Origin of the sequence: Nocardia jiangxiensis NBRC 101359 (genome assembly GCF_000308615.1) — a bacterium.
GTDB classification, from domain to species: domain Bacteria; phylum Actinomycetota; class Actinomycetes; order Mycobacteriales; family Mycobacteriaceae; genus Nocardia; species Nocardia jiangxiensis.
The window spans coordinates 1-26,681 of record NZ_BAGB01000155.1 but is presented as its reverse complement, the minus strand read 5'-3'; the positions used below and the strand labels follow the sequence as shown (position 1 = coordinate 26,681).

Sequence of the window (26,681 nt, the reverse complement as noted above, 5' to 3'; positions counted from 1 at the left end):
GTCACTTCCTGTTGTGCGAGTTCGGGTTTCAGGCGATGTATGCGTCATGGTTCGCCGACGGTGGCACGTTCTCTTCGAGGACCCCGGCGGCGAGGAGCTCATTGATCTGGTCGGGTGCCAGATTGAGCAACCGTTCGGCGATCTCGCGTGTCTGTTGGCCGAGTAGTGGAGCCGGACGGAGCTCTACATCAGGGATATTCGTGAAATGGCCAGGGGTGTTCTCACTTGGCAGGAGGCGGTCGACCAGAGGGTGTGACGCCACAGTGAACGCGCCTCTGTCGAGCAGGTGCTCGTCGTCGAGAAGATCAGCAACCCGCAGCACCATGCCTGCCGGGACACCAGCGCGCTGCAGTACCTCGGTCGCCTCGCGCGAAGTCCGGGTTGTAGTCCATCGAGTGACGAGCCCGTCGATGATGGTGCGGTTGGCTACTCTGCGTTCGGCCCGGTCGAATCGGGGATCTCGGGCCAGTGAAGGATGGCCGAGACATTCGACCAATCTTTGCCAGTCAGTGGAATCGCGGATGTCGATGACGAGCCACTCGTCGTCACCGGATGCGGCATATACGCCGCGCGGAGCATCTGCGGCCCGCCCGTCCCGAGAGCGAACTGCACTACCGGGCAAGAGGAATTCCAACGCCAAGAGGTCGGCGCTCTGCGACAGGATCACCTCTGCCTGCGCGATGTCGACTCTTCCACCACGCCCGGTCCGTCGACGTCGAATCAGTAACGACACGACTCCGAGTGCTGCGACGCGAGCAGACGCGTGGTCGGGGTATGTAGTCGCCGTGTCCGAGAAGCTGTCCACCCCATCGTCGTACCGCCACAGGGCACTCAACCCTGTTGCGGCTCGTACGAGAGGGCCATACCCGAGCCGGCCACTCCACGGCCCCTCAGGTCCGAAGGCGCTGGACCGGGCAACCACGATCCGCGGATTGACCCTTGCGAGCTCGGCATATGACAGTCCGAGCTTGTCCATCGTGCCAGGCTTGAAGTTCGACAGAATGACGTCGGACGTCGCGACCAACTGCTTCATCAATTGCCGACCTGCGACCGAGCGAAGGTTGATTCCGATGCTCTGCTTGTTGCGGTGGCCGCGGGCCACCACGGGGCTGACGAGATCGCCCGTGGTGGATTGCCTGCTGCCATCAGGAAACAGCGAGCTTTCGATCTTGATGACCTCTGCGCCCATATCGGCGAGCAGTCGGCCGACCTCGCCTCCGGCAACGATGACACCCAGGTCGAGTACGCGGATGCCCTCGAGCGGACGTCGCTGCCTCTTCGGCATCCGAGAAGGGAACTCAGCGGTTTCCAGTTCGGCCAAGGCGGTGAGGATCTCGGTGTTGTGCTCGCCGTGACCGGGTGCAGGGGTACGAACCCCCATTCGCCGACCGTCGAACTCGATCAGGCCATTGGGAACACGCAGGACACCCTGCGCAGTGTTGATATCGACGAAGGTGTCCCGTGCTCGGTAGTGCTCCGCTTCGAACACCTCGCCGATGTCGAGAAGCGCCGTGCAGGGTATGCCGAATTGCTGACCTTCGGCGACTACGGCGTCGCAAGTCTTGGGTGCGATGAAGTCGGATATGATCGAATAGAGCTGCGCTGCAATGGAATAACGCTCTTCGAGGCGTTCCAGCGCAGGATCGGACAGTGCCGCCGGCCTCCCCAGCCATTCGAATACACCACGCCATTGACGCGGACTGAGAATGCACAGCCGGACGTACCCGTCGGCGCACGCAAAGATGGGATAGCGGTGTCCGACATCCGGGCGGCCGCGTGGTTCATCCGAGGTCGGCATTCCACCCGCAGCCGAACCGGCCATCCCGAAGCCAGGGTCGATAATTTGAACGGTACTTTCGAGAACCGATACGTCGATGTCGTCTCCCACGCCGGAGTGAAGACGGTTGTAGTACGCGAGGATTGCCGCCCATGCGGCTGTCAGTGCGGCAGACTCCGTTGCCATCGCCCCCGGCGGCAACAGTGGTGGACGGCCGGGAAGCCCCGACCGCGACAGCAGGCTGCTCAGGGCGTAGTGGACGGCGTCCGTGCCGACCCAGGTCCGGTACGGACCACTGCGCCCGAAGTCACTGATCGACACGGTGACAAGACCTGGAAAGCGATGTCGTAGAGACCCCAGGTGGATCCCCCGTTCCTCGAGTCCGGCGGTGCCGAGACCCTCGATGAGAATGTGGGCACTTTGCACGAGTCGCTGAAAGTGGTTCTGCCCCGATGGGTGGGTCAGATCGAGCGCAACCCCCCGTTTGTTGAGATTATGCGTTTCGAAGTAGATGCTCATCTCGCCGAACAAAGGTTGTTGGGTACGAGATAGCGCGCCGGTCGCAGGCTCGACCCTGACAACGTCCGCACCCATGTCTGCGAGAAGCCGCGCCGCGGTCTCTCCGGAGCCGTCTGTGAGCTCGATGACTCGGACCTCGGACAATGGCAAGGGGTCGATCCCTGCGGATTGCTGCCTGGAAGTCATGAGAGAACTGTCGCAGTCGAATCCGGGCTTGAACATCGCTGATTACCACACGGTCACGTTCGCCAGGACGCATCGTGATTCTCTGCTATTGACGACCCGTGAGGACGGACCCCATGCTTCAATCGTGGATTTACCCCAATTGCGGTGCTTCGTGACAGTCGCCGAGGAGTTGCACTTCGCCAGGGCCGCCGAACGACTTCACCTGACACCGTCGCCGGTCAGTCGCATGGTGAAGGACCTCGAACACAAACTGGGCGGCGCACTGTTTGTCCGGCGGCATCACGAGGTCCAGTTGACCCCGTTCGGTGAAGCCCTCGTCGTGCAGGTCCGGAAGATTCTGCGGGACGTCGACGAACTGAACACGATCGCAGACACCTTCAACCACGTTTCCCCGACTGTGCGAATCGGCGGAACACATCTGTCGCCGCCTGCGGTGGCCGACCGGTTCATCGAGGTGACCGAAGCCGCGGTACCAGGGGCCTCGGTACTGTACCGCTCGGCGCGATCCGCTGATCTTCTTCCGGCCCTCGAGCGGGGCGAGCTTTCGGCAGCACTGGTGCACTTGCCACTGAACAACCCCGCCCTGGACAGCATCGTGATCAGCCGTTACGAGTTCATGGTGGCGATGCGCGCAGATGACCCGCTTGCGCAGCGCGATGAACTCACGTTGGCGGATCTGGTGAATCGCACGATCGTCCTCCGACCGGCCACCCCTCAGCCGTTGGCGCTGAACAGGCTGCATCAGCAGCTTGCCGAAGCCGGTATTCGCAACTTCCACCGGATGGATGAGAATGATCCAGCCATGCTGGCGAGCTACATTCGGCATAGCCGCGCACTCGCGCTTACCTACGATCCTGCAGCCGGTGGGGCAGCGAGCGTATTCGCAGACCCCGCCTTCAGCGCGATTCCACTGGCCAGCGGAGAACTCGAGTTCTCGTCAGGGATCGCGTGGAACATCACAGCGGCCGGGGACGACCCCGTCATCACTGCGATCGTCGACGCGATACGCAATGAGTGGTCGCACCTATCGGCAACCTCGGAGTCCAAGTCGCTCGACCACCGACCTTCCCAACCGGTTTCGAACCCCGAGAGCCCGACGTCGTAGATCGTGCTGGGCGCGGGTCTGGTGATCTACCGAGGTGAGCTCCGACGATTCGGCGTCCTCGTCCGATCCGGGCTTCTCCTGCTTGAAGATCACTGACCCTCACTCGTGACGAATGCCTCGACATGACGAATTCCACAGCCTCCTCGAGGCCCGGGTGGTCATCGAGGACTGGAAGGAGAATCAAACAGCCGACGCCGACATTCATCTCTGGCGTACCGCCCCCCGAATGAGTACGCCGCCCTATGCTTCCACACGCATTTAATCTCTGATACTGGGCAGCCTGAAACCGTATACGCCGAAGTGGCAACGCGGATCGACGATATCAGCGGCCGCCTCCTCGCCAACGCGGCCATATTGACCTGACCCCATGGTTTCGGGCCGGGTGGCCCGGTAGGCAGCCGCTGTTCTGCTTACCGGGTGAGCGGTCCGCGCTATCGGTTGTAGCGGACCACCAGGATGTTCTCGCCCTGCTGCGGGTCGGTGGTGGTGCCGGCGAGGAGGGTCTTGCCGTCGGGCTGGACGGTGACGGCGTTGGCGTGGTCGGCGCTGGCGCCCAGGCTGGTGGAGACCGTGCCGTCGCGGCCGAAGGTGGTGTCGGGTTTGCCCTCGGCGGTGTAGCGGGCGAGCGCGACGTTGTCGCCCGTGGTGGTGCCGTGGCTGGTTCCTGCGGCGACGAGTGCGCCGTCCGGCGCGATCGCCAGAGCGTACGCGATGTCGGCTTTGCCGCCGAAATCGGTCGACGCTGTGCCGCGGTCACCGAAACTGGTGTCCTGCTTGCCATCCCGGGTGTAGCGCATGAGCAGGAAGTTGTCCCCCTGGGCCCGGTCCCGGATGGAGCCCGCGATCACGATGTCTCCGTCGCGTTGCAGAGCGAGAGCGTTGGCGTGATCGGCTTGTGTGCCCAGATCGGTGGAAACTGTACCGCCGTCACCGAAACTGGTATCGAGCACACCAGTCGGGGTGTAGCGGGCAAGGGCGATGTTGTCGCCGGTGGTGGTGCCGTGACTGGTCCCGGCAGCGATGATCTTGCCGTCCGGTTGGACCGCGACAGCGTTGGCGACGTCGGCTTTGCCGCCGAAGTCGGTGGAAACCTTTCCGCCCGTGCCGAATCCGGTGTCGAGCTTCCCGTCCGGGGTGTAGCGCAGCATCACGAAGTTGTCGCCCTGGGCCGGATCCGGGTCGCGAGTGGATCCGGCCACGACGATCTTCCCGTCTCGTTGCAGGGCAACGGCATTGGCATGATCGGCCGCGGTGCCCAGGTCGGTGGAGGCTTTGCCGCCGTCGCCGAAGCTGGTGTCGAGCTGGCCGGCCGGGGTGTAGCGGGCGAGCGCGATGTTGTCGCCGGTGGTGGTGCCGTGACTGGTCCCGGCAGCGATGATCTTGCCGTCCGGTTGGACCGCGACAGCGTTGGCGACGTCGGCTTTGCCGCCGAAGTCGGTGGAAACCTTTCCGCCCGTGCCGAATCCGGTGTCCAGGTTGCCGTCGGGGTTGTAGCGGACGAGGGCGAAGTTGTCGCCCTGGGTGGGATCCTGGGTCGAACCGACCACGACGATCTTGCCGTCCGCCTGTATCGCGACCGCTCGCCCGCGGTCGGCGCGTGAACCCAAGTCGGTGGATACCGTTCCGCCCGAACCGAATCCGGTGTCCAGCATGGTCGATGCGGGGGTCGTCGAGTGCGAAGTCGAGCAGGATGCCGCCGTCAGCACGGTGATCACACCGAGGCCCACGCGACGCAGTGCTTTTCCGGTTGTCCTCGTGGCGCACAGCAATGCAGCTACCTCATTTCGATGAGTCGGGTCGGGTAGAGCGATTGGTCGGCGAACAGCCATCGAGCGCGCGGACAGTATGACCGCCCGAGAGCCGCGTGCGTCGGCGAATGGACACCTCGCCATCCCGGCGCGGCGTGTCGGTCCCTCGTGTCACGAAGTTTCTCTCGACGGGCTCTCTCGACGAGTCTTGCCTGGTCATCGGACCAGGTCGCGAGCGCTATCGTGATGGAATCGGCACGCTCGGCGAGCGTCCGTCGTGCCGATGAGACATCGCGAGGCGAAGGGCGGTGGTGCGTGTGCGTGCAGGAGCTTGGGCCGTGCTGGGCGCCTGGCTCATGTCGATCCCCGGGGCCGTCCGTGGTCGTGTTCCGGACTATTCACGCTTCGAGGTGCTGACCGGGTCAGTGGTGTTGCTGGTGGGGGTATTGGTCGCGCTGGTGATGGCGGGGCGGCACAGCGGCGACGGCGGGAGATCGGCCGGGCGGTGGTTTCACCGGCCTGGCCGCTGACTCCCACCGGGTCCTCAGCCGCGGCCGAGTTGGATTGCTTTGACCAGCAACAGGATCGCGCCGACGACCAGGTACCCGCGCAGGGCGAGCATGCCGAGTTTCGTTCCGGCCGACCAGGTGACGGGTTCGAGCAGGGTCAGCGGCGGCATCCGCCAGTGATCCTTCTCGGCGTGCTCGCTCGCCGGGACCGGGGGCGGGGCGGGGCTGCGACGTTGCAGCCATTTCAGCACGCCCGCCGCGACCGCGGCGAGCAGAATCATCGCGAGTGCGAGCCATGTCGCGGTCGCGACGACGTCGATGTGCGGGAACAGGGTGGTGGCCATCAGGATTCCGGACAGCAACAGCAGCACCGCGACGATGACACCGGCGACGATGTTGAGCCAGGTGCGGTTCACCCAGGGCCCGAGCACTTGCGGGTCGTTGCACAGCAGCAGCAGGAACACGCTCGCGCTGGGTAGCAGCAGCCCGGCAAGGGCCTGCACGGCGGTGGTGATCAGTCCCAGTGGCGCGCCGGGGATCAGTACGATCGCCGCGGCGACCACGACCATCGCGATATACGAGATGTAGAACTGTTTGGCGTCTTTGAATCCGCGGTGGAGTGAGTGTTTGATGCCGAACACGTCGCCGAACGCATAACTGGTGGCCAGTGTCACCGCGGCAGCGCCGATGATCGACGCGTCCAGCAGCACGATCGCGAAGATCGGCCCCAGCCAGGAATGCGCGCGGCCCAGCAGGTGCGCGATCTGCCCGGCATCGGTGAACTTGCCGATCGAGCCGGTGGCGCGTGCGGCATAGTCGGCGGTCATTACCAGCGCGGCCGCCCCGATGACCACCACGAACGCCCCCAGGGTGGTGTCGGCGCGTTCGTAGCCGATGAACCGCGGGGTGATGCGTTTGTCCACGATGTTGGACTGCTGGAAGAACAGCTGCCACGGAGCCACGGTGGTACCGACGATCGCGATGATCAGCAACACCGAATCCGAGGTGACGCCGCCGGAGATGCCCGGCATCACGAAATCGGTTGCCGCGCGGCCCCATTCGGGGTGCGAGAGCAGCAGCATCGGGATCTGCAGCAGAGTGATCGCGATGAACACCATCATCGCGCGTTCCCAGCGGCGGAAACTGCCCGAGGTCATGATCGCCACCAGCGCCACCGCGGCGATCGGCACCACGATGTATTTCGAGATGCCGAAGTACTCCGAGGCGAGCGAGACACCGATGAACTCGGTGACGATGGTCAGGAAGTTCAGGATGAACAGGTCACCCACGGAGAACCAGCCCCAGCCGCGCCCGAAGCGTTCGTTGATCAGCCGGGCGTGCCCGACGCCGGTGACCGCGCCCAGGCGCACGACCATTTCCTGATTGACGATCAGCACCGGGATCAGCAACAGCAGCACCCACAGCAGGCTGTACCCGTAGTTCTGCCCGGCCTGGGCGTAGGTGGCCACTCCACCGGCGTCGTTGTCGCCGACCATCACGATCAGACCGGGCCCGACGATCGCGGCGAGGGTCAGCAGTCGGGTGCGCAGGGTGCGCGGATGTTCGGTGTCGGTGACGTTGATCCGGCCGAACGCGCCCTCGATATCACCCAGATGCGCCGAATCCAGCACTGCCGACTGCCGGTGACCGGAAGCGCCGCGACCGGTCGCCGGTGCGGACGCCGCCGGGCGAGTGCGTGCCGGCTGGGCGGGGGTCGGGCGGGTCGGCGCCGGTTCGGACACCGCCGGGCGGGCGGGTGTCGGCTGCTCGGTGGCCGGGCGGGTCGGTGCCGGTTCAGCGGGAACGGGCCGGGCAGGTGCCGGTTCAGCCGGAGTGGGCCGGGCGGGTGCGGGTTCGGGAGGAGTGCCCGGGTTGTCGCCGGTGTTCGTCATGGCTGCGCTTCGCCGTCCGAGATGTCGCCGGAGTCCGTCAGCGCCGATTCGCGTTCACGCACCGGTCGCGGTGCGGGTTCACGGCGACGCCAGTCCTCGGGGATGGTGGCCTCGAGGGTGTCATCGACCGTGACCACACCCAGCACCCGATCGGCGTCGTCGACGACGGGGATGGTGTACAGGTTGTAGTCGGCCATCAACAGCGCGATATCGGTGAGGTCCGCATCGGGGGGCACCCGCACCGGATCGGAATCCATGATGTCGGCCACCGCAGTGCCCGGGTCCGCCTGGAGCAGTTGGATGACCGACACGACCCCGATCAGGCGGTCGGACTCGCCCAGCACATGCACTTTCAGCAACGCCTCCGGCTGCAGGGCGTGCGCGGCCGCGACCACCGAAAGAGCCTGCGCCGCAGTAGCTTCCGGCGCACACGAGACGATGTCGACGTTCATCAGACCACCTGCGCTGTCGGGATTGAATCCCAGCAGCGTGATCACCTTGGTGCGCTGCGGCGGCGGCATCATGTCCAGCACGCGGCGGCGGCGGGACTGGCGTAGATCGGTCACCGCGTCGGCGGCATCGTCGGGCCGCATCCGCCCCAGCAGGGCGGCCACCTCGGTATCGGACATGTCATCGAGCAGGCGGCTGGCCTTGTCCGGATCCAACTCCTCGAACACGTCGGCTTCCAGCTCCGGGTCCCCGTGCACCCGATCGAGAATCTCGCCCTGCTCATGCTTGTTGGCGTCTTCGAGCAGGTCCGCGATCTGGGCAGGCTTGAGCGCCCGCACCCGGCCGCTGACACGGCGTACCGTCATCGAGCCGCTGTGCCCGATGAGTGGCTCGAACGCCTTCCAGTCCCGCGAGGCGTGCCCGCCCTCGGACTTGATCAGACCGAAGAACCGCGCAGGCCGACGAGTATCCAAACGGGCCAGCACCCAACCCGACCCCGTGTCATCGAGCTCGACATCGTAAGCGCGTACCAACTCCGCGGCCGCCACATCGATCAGGCGGTGCCCCAGAATGTCCGCACGCAGCAACACCTCGCCCTCGCGGCGTTCGAACCCGCGCAGATTCACCTTGTTGACCGCCAGCACGATCCGATCCGGCCCGAATTCCTCGATATGCTCGGCGGCCACGAACACCGCACGCCCGCCCACCCCGACGACCACACCGGTCACCGGAGGATAAGCGTCCCCGCCCGGCAGCCGCACGATCAGATCGTCCACCCGGCCGACCGACTCACCCGAGCGAGCGTCCACCGGCGATTTCAACAGCCGCGACAAATGAATCGTCGGCACCGAGGTCTGTGCCCGCGGCGGTGTCGAGTTGCTCATACGCGCTCCTGAGTCGATGTGGCCGATCCCGGGCGACCACAGCCACACCCTGCACTGCGGTCGGTACCAATATTCGAATAGTTTCCGACCAACCCGGAGCCGACAGGCAAACGGACAAGACCACAGCCGCACAACGCCTCGCAGAGCCAGCAGCTGCGCGACGGTCCAGATGCCGTCGATCAGCAGGGTCTGACTCATCAATGTCAGCCCGATCGGCACGGGTCGCTCGGGCCGATGGTATGGCCGCGATTCTGTACCCACCAGGGGAGCACTGCCGTCTCGGCTGCGCCCCACCCCACAGTTACCGCGATCGTGCGGGTCGTGCCAGTAGAAGGGCGAACTTGCGTTCCACGAATTTCTCGGCCCGGTACCTTTCCGGTCGGCGATCCCTACACCAGCCACAGCACAGCACCGGCAACGTGCCCAGCATCAGCACCCCGGACGGATGCAGATGCTCCACGGTCCGGTCGGCGACGCCTCCACATACCCGGGTCGGCGGCTGGAGTCGCAGATTCCGGCGACGACGGTCTGCGAAACGCATGTCCGGATTGCTCGATACGGCGAATTCCGGGGCCGCTCGGTCTGGGACCCCACGCTCAGGAATTTCACCGTATAGGCACAGCCCGCTCCAGGGAGAGCGTGCCTGAATAGGGCGCGTGCTGACTTCCTCCGAGCTGCCCGCAACCACACCGGAATCACCATCATCACCGCGCGGGACGGGCCTCGGGGCCCGAGATCGGGTCGGGCTTGTCCTGCTGCTCGCGGGTACCGCTTTTGCCTATCTCAGGAATATCACCGTCAACGGCACGGGTAATGCGTTCTACTCGGCGGCGGTGTGGTCGGCGACGCGGAGCTGGAAGGCGCTGCTGTTCGGATCGCTGGATCCGAACAACTTCATCACCGTCGACAAGCCGCCGGTCTCGCAGTGGGTGATGGGCGTCTCCGCGCGGCTGTTCGGATTCGGCAGCGCCGCAGAACTTGTCCCGCAGGCACTGATCGGGGTGGCGACCGTCGGGCTGTTGTACGGTGCCGTGCGGCGTCTGGCCGGACCCGCGGCGGGGCTGCTCGCGGGGGTGTGCCTGGCGCTGATGCCGGTGGCCGCGTTGATGTTCCGTTTCGACAAGCCCGATCCGGTGATGGTGCTGCTGATGACGACCACGGTCTACGCGCTGGCCCGGGCGTTGCCCGCGGCGAGTACGAGATGGCTGGTGCTGGGCGGGGTCGCGCTGGGTTTCGCATTCCTGGCCAAGATGCTCGAGGGGCTGATGGTGGCCCCGGCGCTGTGCGTGACCTACCTCGTCGCCGCACCCAATCCGATCCGGGCCAGAATCGTGCAACTGGTCGCGGCGCTGGCGGCGCTGGTGGTGTCCTCGGGATGGTATGTGGCGCTGACCATGCTGTGGCCGGCCTCCTCGCGGCCGTACATGGCTGGTTCGACGGACAACTCGTTCATGAATCTGGTGCTGGGCTACAACGGATTCGGCCGGGTGCTGGGGCATCGCCCGCACTGGAACGGTCCGGTGCACCGAGGCGTCGTGCACGGTCCGGCCCGGCTGTTCACCGGTGAATTCGGCGTCGAGATCAGTTGGCTGCTGCCGACCGCGCTGTTGGCCTTGGTTCTGCTGGTGGCAGCGCGGTGGCATGCGGCGCGCACCGATCCGATCCGCGCGGCGGCCCTTCTCTTCGGGCTGTGGCTGATCATCGACGGCGGCGTGCTGAGTTATATGACCGGCATCGTCATCCCCTATTACACGCTCTCGGTCGCACCCGCTGTGGCCGGTCTGAGCGCGACCGGCGCCTGTGAGATGTGGCGGGCGCGCGACACCCGTTTCGGCCGAATCGGGCTGGCTGCACTGGTTTTCGTCTCTGGCTTCTGGGGATTCTGGCTGCTGCACCGCAATGGCGCCTGGCTGCCACCGCTGCGCTGGATCGTGCTGGCGGTGTCGGTGTGCGCGGCCGCGGCTCTGTTGCTTCCGCTGCTGTCCCGGCGCGTCGCGGCCGCGACGCTGGCCGCCGCCTTGACAGGTGCCATAGGTGGTTCGACCGTGTACACACTCGCCACTCTCGGTCAGCCACACCAGATCCGGCTCACCGCCGGACCCGCGGTCCACGACAATGGCAGGCCGAGCCTGGCATCGAATCCCCGACTGGTCGCCGCGCTGACCGGGACGCATTCGAATTGGTCTGCGGCCGTGGATCATTCGGAGAACGCGGCGGAACTCGAATTGGCCTCCCGCACACCGGTCATGGCGATCGGCGGATTCGGCGGCAAAGATCCGGTACCGACCCTGAACCAATTCATCGGCGAGGTCCGCGACCACCGGGTGACCTACTACCTGGCCGACCACGCCGATCACCGGCCCACCGCGCACACGGACATCAAACGTTGGGTGGCAGCGCATTTCACACCGGTCCAGCTCGGTGATGTGACCATGTACGACCTGTCGGGATATCGTGGCTGAGTCGTGGCCCACACGGACGAGAGACATTCGGTGAGGCCGATAGTCGGCCGCAACAAGTCGTAGGGCCGATCCGTGTTCTGCACGTCACTGCTGCGACGCACCCGTCAGCCCGGGTTCCCGGTCCCGGCTACGGGGGTGATGCCTGGAAATATTGTGCTCGAGCAGGCCGATCGACTCGGCTACCCCGACGTCGCCGTCGCCGATCGGGTCCAGACGCCCGTCGTTGGCACGCAATTGCCGCAGTGTGTGGCTCATCGCGGCGTGAGCGGCGAACAGGCACGGAGTGGAGTAGATCGCGACGTCGACACCGAGTTCGTCGAGCTCGCTCAGCGACAGCCGCGGGGAGAGCCCGCCCGCGATCTGGTTGAACAACAACGGTTTCGGGCCGATCACGCGGCGCACCTTGCGGATCCATTCGACGCTGCGTACCCCGTCGACCAGCAGCACGTCGGCATCGGTAGCCGCCAACGCCTCGGCCCGGCGCAGGATCTCGTGCTCGTCGGTGGCATCGGTGCGAGCCACCACCACAAGGTCGGTGCGGGTCCGGAGCACCAGATCGAGCTTGTCCAGATACTCCTCGAGCGGGAGGAGCTGTTTGCCGGAAACGTGCCCGCAGCGGCGGGGCCGTTTCTGGTCTTCCAGGATCACCCCGGACGCGCCGATCGCCTCCAACTGCTCGATGACGTGGCAGGCGACCTCGGGGTCGACGTAGCCGTCGTCGATGTCGACCAGCAAGTGCTGGTGCGGGAACGCCAGCCGCAGGCGTTGGACGAAGCCGACCATGTCGGGCCAGGCGATGTAGCCGATGTCGGGCAGCCCGTAATAGGAGGCGGCGAAACCGAATCCGGAGACGAACATGCCGTTGTAGTGCTGCGCGGCGATGGACGCGGAGTACATGTCATAGATCCCGATCAACGGGGTGACCCCGTCGCCGGAGATCTCGGTGCGCAATGCGGTGCCGTAGCTGCGGAGGTGACCCGATGCGGAATCCATGACACGAACCTGTCAAACGAGTGCTGAAGAAACGCTGAGACGGAAACTGACCGACAGGGGAACTTTCACCGAGCCCGGACGTTAGCGTGACTGCGCCGCAGGTCTGCTTTTTTCAGGAGTGGGCGTAGCCGCTTCGGCGATGGCCAGCCCGGTACCTCCGCTGCTGCGCGCGCGGTCGCGCTGCAGACGGACGAACCGGTCGAAGACCTCGAGCGGTCCGCCGCAGGGATCCCGGTCCCGTCGTCGTCGAACTCCGCAGACCCACCCGCCGTCCGACGCCCCATACCCTCGATCCCATCATCGTCTGGCTGAAGGGACTCTTCGGGGCCGGGAAAACCACCACCGCAGCAGAATTGGTCACACTGCTACCCGGGCACAGCCAGGAAGCACACGTCATCGACACCACCGGCCTACAGCCAGCGCAAGTCGCGAAACTCATTGCCGCACACACCGAACAGCAACGCCAGACCGGCATCCCTCCCGCAACCGAGATCCGATAACTCGCAGAATCCGCGAACAGCAGCCGGCACGCCGTCGATCGGTGATCAAACGATAATCTGCATCAACAAGATGAGAATCGTTCCAGCCCTGACCTTCTCATCAATCCGACGCACCCCAGCTCAGTCTCCTACTGACTGCGTCAACTCCGATGAGAACGAACATCGGCCCCCTGAACGCGAATGTCGGCCAGCCCCTTGCTTTCCCGCGAGCGAGGCCGGGTGGCGGTCGGCAGCGAGATCGACGAGACCTTGCCGAAGTCCGAGCGCAGCCACCGCGATCTCCCGCCGCCCGCCGACTTGGCAGATGCCTTGCGCACGTTGAAAACCGCGATGCCTTGCGCACGTTGAAAACCGCACAGAAGGCTGAATGCCTGGCCCTGGGCATCCCGTGGCCCGACAATAGCCATGATCGAAAACGTCGTGTCACATCTGCAGCGCGACGAACTTCGTCTCCAGGAACTCGTCGAGCCCCTCCCAGGAGCCTTCACGTCCCAGACCGGACTTCTTGACACCGCCGAAAGGCGCCGCGGCATAGGCCACCGTCCCTCGGTTGAGACCGACATTGCCGGTTTCCAAGGCTTCGCAGACCCGCACCGCGCGGTGCAGGTTCTGCGTGAAGACATAGGCGACCAGGCCGTAGTCCGTGTCGTTCGCCCGCCGCACCACGTCGGACTCGTCTTCGAACGGGATCAGCGGAGCGACCGGGCCGAAGATCTCCTCAGTGTTGAGCAGAGCGTCGGCGGGAACGTCACGCAGGACCGTGGGCTGGTGGAAGTATCCCGGACGGTCCGGATGCCCCCCTCCGACAACGAGTTTCGCGCCCTTGGCCACGGCGTCGTCCACGATCGCGGCCACATTGGCAACCTGCCTGGCGTTGATGAGCGGCCCCAGGTTTACTCCGTCCTCGGCCCAGTTGCCCTGGACGTAACCGGACATCCGCTCGACCAGCATCTCCTGAAATCGGTCGATGATCGTGGAATGCACGAAGATCCGATTGGCCGAGGTACAGGTCTGGCCCGCGTTCCACATCTTGTTCATCATCAGGGCATCGATCGCGACCTGTAGGTCGGCGTCGTCGAAAACGATGAAGGGAGCATTGCCACCCAACTCCAACGACGTACTCAGGACCTGCTCGGCGTCCTGTTCCAGCAGCTTGACCCCCACCGCGGTAGACCCGGTGAACGACAGTTTGCGGGCCAGCCCGGACCGGATCAGCGGCTCCATGACGTCATTGGGCGAACTGGTGGTGACGGCGTTGAGGGCGCCTGCGGGGACACCCGCATCCATGAGCGCCTGGACGAAAGCCAGTAGTACCAAGGGGGTTTCGGTGGCCGGTTTGATCACCTGCACGGCGCGGCCGCGGCGGTGACCGCGCTGTACGTCGCCGCCACCGCAGCAGGTCGCCACCGACGACCGCTTCACCAGCCGCGGCTATATCCAAGACGTCGAGCATCCGCACCCGGCGATCGGGCGGTTGACGATCACGAGCGTTCCCTGGCGGGTCGAGGGAATCGTGCCGCGAATTCGCGGCGCGGCTCCGATGATCGGCACCGGCAACGCGGAGATCCTGGGCCGCTACGTCGACGCTGCGGCTTGTGCCACAGCGACCTCAGTTATCTGGACGGGACGCTGACCTCCCTGCTCGGACCGGCCCCGATCATCCTCGGTCACGAATTCGCCGGAGTGGTCTCGGAGATCGGCGAAGGCGTCGAGAACTTCCATGTCGGTGACCGGGTCGCGATAAATGCCGACACCGACGGGCCGGGCACCGCGATCGACGGTGGTTTCGCCACCAAGGTTCTCGTCCGGGACTGGGAAGCCGTGCACATCCCCGACGGCGTGTCCTGGGAACAGGCCGCCCCCGCTACCGACGCCGGTCGCACGGCCCACCATGCGGTTTTCGGAATCGGTGAGGTCACCGCAGGCACACGCGTCGGAATCGTCGGGTACGGCGGACTGGGCTCGCTCGGCGCGCTGATAGCAAAGGCTTCCGGCGCAGAGGTTTTCGTCGCCGACGTCAGCGAACAGGCCCGCGCGAGCGCCACCGCGGACGGGGCACTGAAAGTCGTCACCGATGTCCGCGATCTCGCCGACGCGAAACTCGACGTCATCATCGACTTCGCCGGTTTCGACACCACCACCTCCGGCGCGGTCGCCACGGTCCGCAAGGGCGGCAGAGTCGTACAGGTAGGACTCGCGAAGCCAACCGTCACCTTCGACGTCCAAGATCTCGTCCTGGGCGAGGTGCAGTTGCACGGCTCGGTTACCGGCAGCACGGACGACCTGGCCGCGGTGCTCCGATTCATCGAGAACGGCACCATCTCCTCGCGCGTCGAAACACTCTCGTTCGAGCAGATCGGTGAGGGCTACGACCGGATGAAGCGCGGTGACTACCACGGCCGCCTGGTAGCCATGTTCGATCACCCCGCCCATTAGCCCCCGCAATTCGCCGACGGCCTTTTCTCGATGCCACGGTAGGACCACTGCGGCGCCCGCGTACCCCGGGAACGAGCCGGGGTACGCGGGCGCTGGATACCCACTGATCGACGAGCCGACGGTTGTGGGTCTCGGGACCGGCGACCACGGCTACTCCGAACAGGACACACAGCATCGCGACCAACCCGAAGGTCCCGCCTTCGCCCACCTGGTCATAGACGTATCCGCCGACGAGAGGCCCCAACGTCGAACCCACGACGAGCCCCACCGTAATCGCCGTTTCAGAGTCGACAATCCGGCGCTTGCACCGCATCGCAGCCCAGCGATGTCAGGACGGTCGGCATAAAGATCGTCGAGACCGTAACCGCGCCGAAAGGCAGGTCGCAAGAACCCAGGACACGATGGTCCGCAGACGAGTCGAGGGTGCGAACAGTTGCATTACCGACGTCGTCTCCTCCACGACCCGTCGGCGGCGGTGAGCATCGCGGGGAACGCTGTGCACGCGTTCGTGCACACCCCACAGCGTCCCGATCCTCGCCGCCGCAGTGACCATCGTCCCGCCGATCGCGCTACTGACGGCGGTGCACGGTGTCACCGTCCTGTTGCGCTGAGCGGCGCTCGGGCTGCCATACCTGTACAAGCCCATGAAGCACTCGTCGGTGGCCCGCGTACGCTCGGTTCCGGGAAGGCGGAGGTCATATGACGCGAACCGAAACGGGAGGCCGGGGCGAGGGAAGGGCGCGGAGCCCGCGGGGCCGGGGCGAGGAGTTGCGCACGGAGATCCTCGCGGCGGTCAATCGCTTGCTGGCCGAATGGGGTGGGGTCGAGAAGCTGACCATGCGCGCGGTGGCGACCGAGGTGGGTACGACCGCGGCGAGTATCTATCTGCATTTCGCCGATAAGACCGAGTTGGTGTGGGCGGCGTTGTCGGATAAGTACACCGAGCTCGCCGCTCGGATGGCCGATGCCGATGTCGGCGCGGTGTCCGATGGTCCGCGTGCGCGCCTGCGGGCTGCGGCGCACGCATATTGCCGGTTCGGGCTCGACAATCCCGGCCATTATCGGCTGATGTACGAGGTGCGTCAGCCCGAGGTGGATGCCTCCCGCATCGGGCGGCACCCATCGCGATTGATCTCGGAAAATTTCCGCAAGGCGTTCGTACGCTGTCGCGAGGCCGGGCACGGGTTGGCGCTGCCGATCGAACAGTCCGCACAGACCCTGTGGCAAGGATTACACGGTGAGCTGTCACTGTCGCACAGCCTGTTCTCCGGCGCCTCCACCGAGGCACTGATGCTGGCGTTGGCGGACGGACTGCTCGACGCCCTCGTTTCCGCAGCACCGGACAGCTCCGAACGATGGCCCTCACCGTCGGATTCACCCGCGTCCCAGCAACTTCGCTCGATCCTGATTCGCGACACAGGTCACAGCAACTCCTAGCCGCCGCGCTCGACACATCTCGCGAACGAGGCGTACAGTCCTGACTGAACTTAGTTTAGTTACATTCGCTAACGAGTTTCGGAAGGATCCGACAATGAAGATCAGCCTCGACATCGACAAGTGCTGCGGAGCAGGTCAGTGTGTTTTCGCGGCCCCGGAAGTCTTCGATCAGCGCGAGGAGGACGGTGTCGTCGTCCTGCTCGAGGACAATCCGCCGGACGATCAGCTGGCCGCCGTGCGCGAAGCCGCCGCGGTCTGCCCCGCCGCCGTGATCAGCGTGCGCGAATGAACGCGCACAGCCTCGAATCGGTCGTCATCGTCGGCGCGTCGGCCGCCGGGTTGAGCGTCGCGGAAGGGCTGCGTCGCGGTGGATACACCGGGCGGATCAGTTTGATCGGCGAGGAATCCCACCTGCCCTACGACCGGCCGCCACTGTCCAAACAACTGCTCGCGGGCGACTGGGACAGCACCCGGGTACTGCTGCGCAGCCCGGAGGACATCGCCGCTCTGGATCTGGATCTGCGGTTGGCGCGTCGAGCCGTCGGCCTCGATACCAGTGCCAAGCGGGTGACGCTCGACGATGGAGGACAGGTCGACTACGACGCCCTGGTAATAGCCACCGGGGTTGCCGCACGCCGCCTGCCCGGAACCGACGGGCTCGCGGGTGTGCACGTACTGCGCACCCTCGAGGACGCACTCGCGTTTCGAGATGCCTTGCGCGCGTTGCCGAATCTGGTCATCGTCGGGTCCGGCTTCGTCGGCGCGGAGGCGGCCGCGGTCGCCCGCACGCTGGGCGCACAGGTCACGATGGTCACCGATGTCACCGCGCCGCTGTCCGACGCGTTGGGCGCCGACCTGGGCGCGATGCTCACCCAGGTCCATCGTGAACACGGCGTTCGGCTCGAGACCGGCGCCCTGGTCGACGCCGTCCTGTCCGAGTCCGGCCGCGCCACCGGCGTGCGATTGGCCGATGGCCGCACGATCGAGGCCGATGCCGTGCTGGTCGGTATCGGCGCGATCCCGAATACGGCCTGGCTGGCCGGCAGCGGCGTCCCGGTGCACAACGGTGTGCACTGCGATGCCACCCTGCACGCCGGTTCCGGGGTGTGGGCGGCCGGCGATGTGGCCTGCTGGGACCATCCGGCAACCGGCGCCCCGACCCGGATCGAACACCGCACCAACGCCGCCGAACAGGGCCTGCTGGTCGCGCGCAACATCCTCGCCGGCCCCGGAGCGGCGCAGCCTTTCGACCCGGTCCCGTACATCTGGTCGGACCAGTACGACCTGAAATTCCAGATCTACGGCCGCACCCGCGGCGCACAACGCGTGGACATCGTCGAGGGCAGTATCGCCGAACGCCGCCTCGTCGCCCGCTACAGCGACAACGGCCGCATCTGCGGCGTCGTCGGCGTGAACATGCCCCGTGCCACCCGCGGCTACCGCCCCCAGGTGGCCGCCAATGCCCTCATCGAACCTCCTCTCCCCGTTGGGATTTCAGAATGACACAGCATGAATTGCGCGCCGGGGTCATCGGCCTCGGCATGATCGGCGGCGGCGTCGCGGTCAGCCTGGCGCGACGCGGACGCGTCCCGGTCGTCTACGACATCCGCCCCGATGCCGCCGAGGCGCTACCGGACGTCGACGCGCCACTGAGCTCCCCGGCCGACGTGGCCAAGGCCAGCGACGTCGTGATGATCGCGGTGGTGGACGCAGAGCAGGCACGCACGGTCATCGCCGGGCCCGAAGGCGTACTCGCCGGAGCGCACCCGGGACTGACCCTGGTGCTGCTCTCGACCGTCGCGCTGCCCGTGGTCCGCGAGCTCGCGGACCTGTGCGCCGAACACGAGGTCGGCTTCCTGGACTGCGGCGTCACCCCCGGGGACCGGGCCGCCGAGAACGGGATGGTCGCGATCCTGGGCGGGGACGCGGCCGTGGTCGCCGCCGCCGAACCGGTCCTGCGGGACTGGGCGAAGAAGGTGGTGCACTGCGGTCCGCTCGGAGCGGGGATGGCCACCAAGATCGCCCGCAACGTCGTCACCTACGGCAGCTGGCGCACCGTCCACGAGGCCGCGGCGCTGGCCGGCGCGGCCGGGGTCGATCCGGCGAAACTGGCCGAAGTGATCGAAACGGCCGATCCGCAGGGCCGCACCCTGCTGCAACTGCTGCACTCGCGGGACGCCCAGGGCGAACTGCCCGAGACGCTCAGCCGCAAGATCGAGCCGCTGATGTCCAAGGACCTGACCGCCGCCCGCGACCTGTCCACCGAACTGCACGTGGACATCCCCCTGGCCGATGTCGCGCGGACCCACGTGCGCGACACACTCGATCTGCCCATGGAAGAACCGCAGGGCACCGCGCACGAGCGCGGCCTGGCCGTGATGGACGCGGTCTACGGCGACGGGTTCAGCCAGAACATGCCCGCCGCCAGCACCCCGTTCACCGACACCACCACCGACCATCTGTTCGGCGAGGTATGGTCCCGCCCCGGGCTGTCCGTCCGTGACCGCCGGCTGCTGGTGCTCGGCGCCACCGCCGCCCTCGGCCGCGCCGACCTGGTCCAGATCCAGGTACGTGGCGCCTTGGTCACCCGGGACCTGACCCCCGACGAACTGCGCGAGTCCGCACTCCAACTCGCCTACTACGTGGGCTGGGGCAATGCCACCGCCACCCATCAAGGCATCGAAGCCGCCCTCGCCGACACCGCCCAGGAGAAGAAATGACCGACACCATCGTTCAACAGCCCGTCACCCGCTCCGCGGCCGCACCACTGGACCCGCCCGTGGAATACCACGACCTGCGCGAGGACAAGCCGGTGCATCGGGTTCGCTTCCCGAACGGATTGGAGGGCTGGCTGGTCACCCGATTCGACGAGGGCAGCGCGGTTTTCGGCGATGCGCGGTTCACCGCCCACCGCCAGCGGCACGACACGCTGCCCGGCGAGGTCGACGAGGCCGGGCACGACGCGCCGTTCGACCCCGTATTCGTGATGATGGACGAACCCGACCACAGCCTCTACCGCCGCCTGCTCGCGGGCCGGTTCACCCCCAAGAACATCCAGACCCGGCTGCAGCCCTACATCGATCAGATCGTCGAGGAACACCTGGACGCGATCGCCGCAGGGCCACAGACCTTCGACTTCGTGCAGGCGATGTCGCTGCCCATCCCCTGCCTGGTGATCTGCGAACTGCTCGGCGTCCCCTACGCCGACCGCGACGAATTCCATCACGCCACCGAGGCCATGATGGACATGGGCAACCCCCGCGACGTGCGCGACAAGGGCGCACACTGGCTGATCGACTACATCACCAACCTGATCGCGGACAAGAAACGCAGCAACGCCACCGGCGACCTGCTCGCCGAACTCATTGCCGCACAACGCACCAACGCGTCCTTCGTCACCGACAACCAACTCATCGGCATGGGCGTACTGCTGCTGTTCGCCGGTCACGACACCACCGCCGCGATGCTCGGACTGTCCACCTACACCCTGCTCACCCACCCCGAGCAGCGCCGCCACCTGATCGAGCACGCCGAGGAACCCCTGAAGGTCGGCGCGATGGTCGAGGAACTGATGCGCTACCTCACCATCGTCCAGTTCGGGCTGGGTCGCGTCGCCCTGGAAGACCTGGAACTCGGCGACGCCCGAATCAGCAAGGGCGACCTGGTCGTCGTCGCGATGAACGCCGCCAACCGCGACCCGCGCGTGTTCACCGACCCCAACGTCCCCGACTTCGAACGAAAGATGACCCGCCACTTGGCCTTCGGCTACGGCGTGCACCAATGCCTCGGCCAGAACGTCGCCCGCGCGGAACTGAAAACCGTGCTGCCCAAGCTCTTCCGTCGTTTCCCCGAGCTGCGCTTGGCAGTTCCGGCAGACGAGGTCCCGATGGACGTCACCGGCACCAATTACGGTGTGAAGAAACTGCTCGTGACCCGCTGACCGACACAGTCACTTGGCGTGGATGCTCGGGCATCCACGCCAAGTCGCACAATCATGGCCGGTCATGGACTCGACATGGGCAACACCGTCGAATCGGATGTTCCGTCGTGCAACCTGGTGGATGCGGGCCGACGCGAACACGCCCACAGCGCGATTGCCGATCGCCCAGTGCCCACCGGTGCGTGGAAGATAGCGGCCCACCCCCGTCGAATCGAGTGCGTTGCCATTCCAGATCGAACTCTCGCACCGCCTCGAGCTCGTGGGGACGCTCACCTGTCGGCGCGTTTTCGTGCAACCAAGTACGTACTTCTCACGGAACTACGTTTGAGCTGGCGTGACGTCGAGATCCATGACGTTTCCTATAGGCCGAATCGGATGGCCGGTGTCGCCTTGTCGCCCTCCACACCATTGCCGCCCGGAACTGCCCGAGGGCGCGCGTTCGACGCCGATCGTCGGCCACGAGCATGGCGGCGGGAGTCGCTTCCGCGCGCGGCGACGAGGCCGTGGAGCCGATCAGACTCCAGCGCTGCCGGCGGCGTCTCGTCCAGCCAACCAGCCGAACACCAAAGCAGGTCCCAGAGTTCCACCGGCACCGCCGTACGTCATCCCCATCGCCGACGCCATCACGTTGCCTGCCGCGTACAGGCCGGGGATCTCGAGCCCGTCGACGTCGAGTACGCGCCCGCTCGGATCGGTCCTCGGGCCGCCCTTCGTCCCCAACGCTCCGCTGCGTACCTGCACGGCGTAGTACGGCGCAGTGTCCAGCGGCGCTACGTTGGCGGCCGACCTGGCTCCGACCTCGCGGTCGCCCCACCACTGGTCGAGTGTCGACTCACCACGTCCGAACTGTGGGTCCTTGCCGTCGACAGCATATTTGTTCCACCGAAGTATGGTGGCTTCCAGCTGAGCTGCCGGCACGTCGATCGTCTTCGCGAGGGCTTCGATGGAATCCGCCGTGACGATCCAGTCGGGAAGGGCCGCAGGTGGGAAATAGCCTGCCAGACCGAACTTCTCCATGTAGTAGTTGTCGAACAGCAGCCAAGCCGGGTGATTGCTGTAGTCGTACGTCGACACGTCCAGGTAATGAAATGCCGCCCCGAAGGCGTTGTAGTTCGCCGATTCGTTGGCGAACCGGTTACCTGCACGGTTGACCATGATGCTGTGCGGACGTGAACGCTCTCCGTTGACCAGGTAGGGCACTCGTCCCAGACCGGGCCGATCGACGTCGATGGTGGGTGCCCACCACGCTTCCCGCATGTTTCCGAGTCCGGCACCGATACGCATCGCCATCTTCAGGCCGTCACCGGTGTTCGTCGGTACCGATACCGGTCGATCGAGTGGCCCACGGAGGAACGAGCGCACCATCTCCGCGTCCTGTTCGAAACCGCCGGTGGCGAGGATGACGCCGCGCCGAGCACGGACTTCGAAATCCTCTGTCTCCGAACCGAAACGAACGCCAACGACGCGGCCGTCCTCGAGAACGAGCGACTGCGCACGTGTCGACGTGTGCGGCAGCAGACCGCGGTCGAGGCATCCTTTGAGAAGAGCGCCCATCAGAGCCTGCCCGGTGCCGCGCGCGTCTGTGGCCTTGCGTGCGGCCAGGTCTTCCGCCGTGGGACCGCTGGACGCGCCCTCGCCGAACGTCGTCTCGTCCAGCGAAATGTTCACGGGCAGTTGATGACCGACCCATACCTTCTCCGCCCAGTCCCCCAGCTCGGCGAACGGAAACATCGGGCACATCAGCGTGCGGCCACCGTTTTCCTTCGCACCCGGGTGGGTGGGGTGGTAATCGGGGAAATTCTCGATGATCTTGAACCGGGCGGGAGTGTGTTCTTCCAGCCAAGAGATCACTTCAGGGCCCTTGTGAACGAACGATTCGAGAACGGCGTCGTCGACGAGATCGTGCGTCAGAGAACGGATGTAGGTGAGCGCTTCCTCGGAACTGTCGGAGACACCGAGTGCGGCCATGTGCGGGTTGTTGGGCATCCAGACCATGCCGCCCGACCACGCTGCGGTACCACCGACGTGTTCTGCCTTCTCGTAGATCCCTACGTCGGCGCCCGCGTCGTGCGCCGATATCGCGGCAACCAAACCCGCAGCACCGGCGCCGAGAACTATCACGTCGTGCGTCCGTGTATCAGCCATGTTCGGGAGTTCCTATCCGGGGCGGAGTTTCGATGAGGTCACACAGCTGTGTGACGACCCGTTCGAGATCGTTGCTGCGGCATACCGCTGCCACGTATCTGTCGGGCCGCAGAATCAGTACCTCGTCGTCTTTACGTGCGAGCAAGAGATCGCGGAAATAGCCGGCGATATCGCGGAGCTCCGTCGTGGCGGTCGTCGTCTCGAATCCGTGACGGCGCGCGGTCAACGTGGGGGTCACATGAAAGAGCTTCGCGCCCAACGCGGTCCATCGATCACGGGTCACGTCTCGAAGGTGATCCGCCGGGTCCGCTGTCAACCCCAGAATCGCGAAGTTTCCGCCGACCGCGTCGTCGAGCTCGAGGCGAACACCGTCGGCCGTCTGCACCGGGGGCTGGCCGAACATCCGACCGACCGGCGACCCCTTGTCGTTCGTCGCTCCACCGACCACGACGCCGTCGCGATAGCGCGGGGCCGGTTTGTACTTCATCTGAAGTATGTATTCACGCGCGCCGGGTATCCGCTGGACGTTGCGAAACAGCACGTCGCGAACCATCTCGGTCGCACGATTACGGGGTTGGTAATAGCTTCCGACCCGCGTCGCGAACGACACCATGGTCTCGGCGTTGCCGCGCCGCTCGGTGTCGTAGGTTGCCAGCAATCGCGCGTCCGCACGTCCCTGTGTGACAGCAGCGAGCTTCCACGCCAAGTTGGTTGCGTCCCTGATACCGGAGTTCATGCCTTGCCCGAAGAACGGCGGCTGAAGATGGGCGGCATCGCCCGCCACGAAGACGCGGCCGACACCGAAGGTCTCCGCGGTACGCGAATGATGCCAATACACGCGCCGCCGCGAGATGGTGGGCGTCGGGATTCCCCGATAGAAGCGTCCGACGAGACGTTGCACCGACTCGTCGGTGACCACTTCGTCTTCCGTTTCGTCGGGTAGCAATTTGAATTCGAATCGACGATGCCCGTAGGGAAGTGGAATGGTCATCGCGGGTCGATCCGGATCGCAGTAGACCGCCGAGAACGGGGCGTCCCACGTGTCGTCGCTCACGTCCACCACGAGCCATTTCGATGGCGCTGTCTCGCCACGCAAGGCGATACCGAGCGCATCGCGTACGAAGCTCCGGCCGCCGTCGGCACCCACGACGTACCCGGCCCGGATTCGGGCCTCGCCGTCCGGCGACTTCGCGGCCAGCTCAACCCCGTTCGCGTCCTGCGTCACGTCGGTCACCTCGGATGCCACCCGTAATCGAACATGATCGAAGCGATCGAGCCCTTTACGCAGAGCCGCTTCCATGAGTGGCTGAAAGAACAGATTGCGGCGCGGCCAGCCGTAGGGTTGCCCTACCGGGCTTACATGTGCCAGTTGTTTGCCGCTGGAGCTGTAGTACCGAATCGGGACATTCTGAATCAGGTCCGGAAGTACGTCCACCAGTACGCCTGCGGCTTGAAACGAACGCAGCGACTCGTCGTCGATCGCCACTGCGCGCGGATGCTCGACGATACCGACGTTCTTGTCCAGAACCACCGTTCGCACACCCGCTACGCCCAACAGGTTCGCAAGGGTCGCGCCACACGGTCCCGCACCCACTATCGCGACATCTACATCGAATTCCACCGAACGAAGCCTCCTCGGCTGCACTCTCGAACATCGAAAACCTTTGCACAGCAGTGCAGTACGCGCCGGTGCGTCGGGCACAGGATCGGTGAGACACGACCTCACGTCGAACCTTCCGACGCTAATGTACATCGCGTCAGATCTCTTCGAGTGAAGTTCCGCGGACAAGGCCGAAAGAGATTTCTATGCAGCCGCTACGCGAATGTAGTGACCGGCGATACCAGGCCGAGTCAGTGAAGTCGCCCTCACCCCGGGCGAGACTCAGCTGGCCGTCGACAGTTCCCGACCCTCGGCACGTTTGTAAACTATGTGTCAGATTCCTCTGTGGTGGGTCATTTTTCAACCAGCGTCACCAGGGCAGGGCGGAGCGAGCTCCACACCAGGGCGCGGTCGGGCTCGGCACTCGTCCGAAGAGGAAGCACACACGCCAGGCCGTCTCGAAGGGGTGCCTGACTATTGGCAGATTCTGCCAGTAGTGGCATAATCAGTCACAGAGCGGATAGGGCATCAGGCTTGAACAACGCCACGCAGGTTCACGCGGATTCGGGGTTGACATGGCATCGACGGATACACAGCGCGGAAGGCGACAGGATCTCGGCTTGGCCGACGCCTCGCGCGCGACGGTCGAACTCTTCATCGAGTCGGGTTCGAGCGCGTTCTCGGTGCCGGAACTCGCGGCGAACGCGGGCGTCTCGGAGCGGACGTTCCACCGCTACTTCCCGCGCAAGGAGGACGCGATACGGCCGTTCCTGCGCGGCGGCTTGGAACGCGTCATCGACATCTTCGCTGCTGCCGAGTCCGGACTCCCCCTCCGGCAGGCGGTCGAAGCCGCCTGGGCCGAGTCCTGGCCGGTCAAATACCCCCGCGAGGCAGCCGGGCTGCACGTGGTACTGGCCGGATCCGAAGCGCTGCATGCCGTTCTGCTTCAGGAGACGCTGCACAGCGAGCAGCGCTGGGCCTCGGCACTCGCACCGGCACTCGGTGTCGGCGCGCGGTCGGCGACGGCCAGGATGGCCGGCGCCGCGGTGGTCGCCGCCTTCCGACTGTCGTGGGAGGCCTGGTCGGAGCAACCGGATCTCGATCCGATGGTCGTGATCCGTCAGCACAACGAATTGTGCGGCCACCTTCTCGAAGGCCGCACCGCACCGCCGGACTGAACGTCCGGAGAAAGAAGGAATCATGTCCACCGATGTCACCGGGCGGCCCCTCGTCATCGAGGTCGCCATGTCCCCCGTCGTCGCCAATGCCGGAGGCGAGGAACTGAGCACCAGCAGCATCATCGAAGAGGCTCAGAACTGCCTGTCCGCCGGCGCGGGCATCGTGCACTGCCATCATGACTTCTCGTTGCCCCTCGACGACGCGATCGCCCAGATCATCGACGTTAACCGCGGGATCCTCGCCGAGTACCCCGGGGCACTCGTGTACCCCGCCTACATGCCGGGACACAAGGTCGAGGAACAGATGCTGCATCTGCGTCCGCTCGCGGAATCCGGCCAGATGACGATGTTCGCCTTCGACCCCGGCGTGACCGAGCACGGCCGGGCAGACGATACGGGGCTGATGACGGGTTCGATCGTCAGCGGCACCACCTTTGCCCAGGCCACCGCGATGACCGAACTCTCGCACGAATTCGGGGTTCCGTGTTCGCTGGGTATTTTCAACCCCGGCGCCATCCATTGGGTCCGATCCCTCGGCGCGGCCGGGCGTTTCGTTCCCGGAACAGTTGCGAAATTCTACTTCGCCGGTGGATCCGCCTGGGGCGCCAAGGAATCCGGCCCGACCTTCGGTCTGCCGCCGACCAAGGAAGCGCTCGACATCTACCTCGGCCTGCTCGAGGGCGCGAACCTGCCCTGGACCGTATCGCTGATGGGTGGCGAACTACTCGAGACGGACCTGGCGCGTTACGCGGTCGAGCGCGGCGGGAACCTGCGGATCGGCCTCGAAGACCCGCTGCGCACCGTCGGCCACACCAACACGGACATGATCAAGCAGGCCATCGCGCTCGCCGGCGAGGTCGGCCGCCCGGTCGCCACATATCAGAACGCACTGGACGTGCTTTCTTCCTGAGTGAGCGTCC

19 protein-coding genes are annotated in these 26,681 nt (G+C 65.6%); 10 read left to right on the top strand and 9 right to left on the bottom strand.

Annotated elements, in window-relative coordinates; translation table 11 throughout:
• Positions 1 to 28: 28 nt before the first annotated feature.
• The gene (locus ON40_RS36750; RefSeq protein ID WP_051194138.1) at positions 29 to 2,482 is read right to left on the bottom strand and encodes a CaiB/BaiF CoA transferase family protein; all 2,454 of its coding nucleotides are present in this window, start codon (positions 2,480 to 2,482) and stop codon (positions 29 to 31) included.
• Between the two features lie 124 nt (positions 2,483 to 2,606).
• Here ON40_RS36750 and ON40_RS48745 point away from each other — a divergent pair, with 124 nt between their 5' ends.
• Positions 2,607 to 3,587, top strand: coding sequence for a LysR family transcriptional regulator (locus ON40_RS48745; protein ID WP_169541967.1), 981 nt, complete (start codon positions 2,607 to 2,609; stop codon positions 3,585 to 3,587).
• Between the two features lie 431 nt (positions 3,588 to 4,018).
• Here ON40_RS48745 and ON40_RS36740 read toward each other — a convergent pair whose 3' ends face one another.
• The 3 genes from ON40_RS36740 to ON40_RS36730 all read right to left on the bottom strand — a co-directional run bounded on the left by ON40_RS36740 (position 4,019) and on the right by ON40_RS36730 (position 9,070).
• Complete coding sequence (locus ON40_RS36740) at positions 4,019 to 5,356, bottom strand: NHL repeat-containing protein (RefSeq protein ID WP_245568153.1); 1,338 nt, start codon at positions 5,354 to 5,356, stop codon at positions 4,019 to 4,021.
• Positions 5,357 to 5,879: 523 nt separating this feature from the next.
• Positions 5,880 to 7,475 carry an NRAMP family divalent metal transporter gene (locus tag ON40_RS36735; protein ID WP_040829978.1) on the bottom strand — a complete coding sequence of 532 codons (1,596 nt, stop codon included), beginning with the start codon at positions 7,473 to 7,475 and terminating at the stop codon, positions 5,880 to 5,882.
• A gap of 257 nt (positions 7,476 to 7,732) precedes the next feature.
• A complete protein-coding gene (locus tag ON40_RS36730) occupies positions 7,733 to 9,070 on the bottom strand; it encodes a magnesium transporter MgtE N-terminal domain-containing protein (protein ID WP_051194141.1) in 1,338 nt (445 codons plus the stop codon).
• A 656-nt stretch (positions 9,071 to 9,726) separates the two neighbouring features.
• Between ON40_RS36730 and ON40_RS36725 the strand changes: the two genes are divergently transcribed.
• Positions 9,727 to 11,532: an ArnT family glycosyltransferase gene (locus ON40_RS36725; protein WP_245568152.1), complete on the top strand. Its 1,806-nt coding sequence runs from the start codon at positions 9,727 to 9,729 to the stop codon at positions 11,530 to 11,532.
• 84 nt (positions 11,533 to 11,616) lie between these two features.
• On the opposite strand, the gene ON40_RS36720 is transcribed toward ON40_RS36725, so the two are convergent.
• The 3 genes from ON40_RS36720 to ON40_RS36715 all read right to left on the bottom strand — a co-directional run bounded on the left by ON40_RS36720 (position 11,617) and on the right by ON40_RS36715 (position 14,447).
• Entirely contained in the window at positions 11,617 to 12,525 is a 909-nt protein-coding gene (locus ON40_RS36720; RefSeq protein ID WP_040829961.1) for an isocitrate lyase/PEP mutase family protein, read from the bottom strand.
• 640 nt (positions 12,526 to 13,165) lie between these two features.
• Positions 13,166 to 13,432, bottom strand: coding sequence for a hypothetical protein (locus tag ON40_RS52660; RefSeq protein WP_157186659.1), 267 nt, complete (start codon positions 13,430 to 13,432; stop codon positions 13,166 to 13,168).
• 16 nt (positions 13,433 to 13,448) lie between these two features.
• Positions 13,449 to 14,447 (bottom strand): aldehyde dehydrogenase family protein, encoded by a 999-nt coding sequence (locus tag ON40_RS36715; protein ID WP_051194135.1) that lies wholly within the window; start codon positions 14,445 to 14,447, stop codon positions 13,449 to 13,451.
• A gap of 171 nt (positions 14,448 to 14,618) precedes the next feature.
• Here ON40_RS36715 and ON40_RS36710 point away from each other — a divergent pair, with 171 nt between their 5' ends.
• From ON40_RS36710 to ON40_RS36685, 6 genes are all read left to right on the top strand, one after another.
• The gene (locus ON40_RS36710) at positions 14,619 to 15,461 is read left to right on the top strand and encodes a zinc-binding dehydrogenase (protein ID WP_051194134.1); all 843 of its coding nucleotides are present in this window, start codon (positions 14,619 to 14,621) and stop codon (positions 15,459 to 15,461) included.
• 699 nt (positions 15,462 to 16,160) lie between these two features.
• Complete coding sequence (locus tag ON40_RS36705) at positions 16,161 to 16,898, top strand: TetR/AcrR family transcriptional regulator (protein WP_040829960.1); 738 nt, start codon at positions 16,161 to 16,163, stop codon at positions 16,896 to 16,898.
• 94 nt (positions 16,899 to 16,992) lie between these two features.
• Positions 16,993 to 17,187: a ferredoxin gene (locus tag ON40_RS36700; RefSeq protein ID WP_040829959.1), complete on the top strand. Its 195-nt coding sequence runs from the start codon at positions 16,993 to 16,995 to the stop codon at positions 17,185 to 17,187.
• Positions 17,184 to 18,401: an NAD(P)/FAD-dependent oxidoreductase gene (locus ON40_RS36695; protein ID WP_051194133.1), complete on the top strand. Its 1,218-nt coding sequence runs from the start codon at positions 17,184 to 17,186 to the stop codon at positions 18,399 to 18,401. Before ON40_RS36700 ends, ON40_RS36695 begins: the two co-directional genes overlap by 4 nt.
• Entirely contained in the window at positions 18,398 to 19,618 is a 1,221-nt protein-coding gene (locus ON40_RS36690; protein WP_040829958.1) for an NAD(P)-binding domain-containing protein, read from the top strand. Before ON40_RS36695 ends, ON40_RS36690 begins: the two co-directional genes overlap by 4 nt.
• The gene (locus ON40_RS36685; RefSeq protein WP_040829957.1) at positions 19,615 to 20,838 is read left to right on the top strand and encodes a cytochrome P450; all 1,224 of its coding nucleotides are present in this window, start codon (positions 19,615 to 19,617) and stop codon (positions 20,836 to 20,838) included. The genes ON40_RS36690 and ON40_RS36685 overlap by 4 nt, the downstream gene beginning before the upstream one ends.
• A 513-nt stretch (positions 20,839 to 21,351) precedes the next feature.
• On the opposite strand, the gene ON40_RS36675 is transcribed toward ON40_RS36685, so the two are convergent.
• Both ON40_RS36675 and ON40_RS36670 read right to left on the bottom strand, forming a co-directional pair.
• Complete coding sequence (locus ON40_RS36675) at positions 21,352 to 22,983, bottom strand: FAD-dependent oxidoreductase (RefSeq protein ID WP_040829955.1); 1,632 nt, start codon at positions 22,981 to 22,983, stop codon at positions 21,352 to 21,354.
• Positions 22,976 to 24,604 (bottom strand): bifunctional 3-(3-hydroxy-phenyl)propionate/3-hydroxycinnamic acid hydroxylase, encoded by a 1,629-nt coding sequence (locus ON40_RS36670; RefSeq protein WP_051194132.1) that lies wholly within the window; start codon positions 24,602 to 24,604, stop codon positions 22,976 to 22,978. Before ON40_RS36670 ends, ON40_RS36675 begins: the two co-directional genes overlap by 8 nt.
• A 599-nt stretch (positions 24,605 to 25,203) precedes the next feature.
• Here ON40_RS36670 and ON40_RS48740 point away from each other — a divergent pair.
• On the top strand, positions 25,204 to 25,761 hold the full coding sequence (locus tag ON40_RS48740; RefSeq protein WP_051194131.1) for a TetR family transcriptional regulator: 558 nt from the start codon (positions 25,204 to 25,206) through the stop codon (positions 25,759 to 25,761).
• A 22-nt stretch (positions 25,762 to 25,783) separates the two neighbouring features.
• Positions 25,784 to 26,671, top strand: coding sequence for a 3-keto-5-aminohexanoate cleavage protein (locus tag ON40_RS36660; RefSeq protein ID WP_040829954.1), 888 nt, complete (start codon positions 25,784 to 25,786; stop codon positions 26,669 to 26,671).
• Positions 26,672 to 26,681 lie beyond the last annotated feature (10 nt).